This window comes from Pseudomonas sp. P1_F7 (genome assembly GCF_056405655.1).
Genome location: NZ_JBFUBR010000089.1, coordinates 1 through 463, shown reverse-complemented (window position 1 = coordinate 463; position 463 = coordinate 1). Strand labels below are relative to the sequence as shown.

General features: G+C 63.5%; 1 protein-coding gene. It reads left to right on the top strand.

All coding sequences use genetic code 11. From position 1 onward, the window contains the following. A partial coding sequence (locus tag AC1D1M_RS31505) for an immunoglobulin-like domain-containing protein (RefSeq protein ID WP_477778709.1) occupies positions 1-463 on the top strand: 463 nt, incomplete at both ends.

Below are 463 nucleotides of genomic sequence, written 5' to 3'. Positions count from 1 at the left end.
CGGTAACTACGAGAACCTGGTGGCCGATAAAACCCCGGTCAGCACTACCGTCACCGATACTCCGGATACCACCAATTTGTCGCTGAGCGCGACGGATGCCGTGGCCGAAGGCGGCTCGATTGTTTACACCGCGACCCTGACCAACGCCGCCGGTTCGCCGGTCACCGTGACCCTGAGCAACGGCGCGGTGATCAATATCGAGGCCGGCAAGACCACCGGCACCGTAAGCGTTGCGGCCCCGTCCGACGACGTCTACAAAGACGCCGGCAAAGTCGAAGCGACCATTTCCACCGCCACCGGCGGCGATTTCGAAAACCTGGTGCCGAGCAACGCTCCAGCGGTGACGGAAGTGACCGACACCATCGACACCACTACCGTGAAGCTTTCCGCGACTGAAACCGCGGCCGAGGGTGGCACCGTCACCTACACCGCCACCGTTGGTGCCGCTGTGACTGGCTCGCCC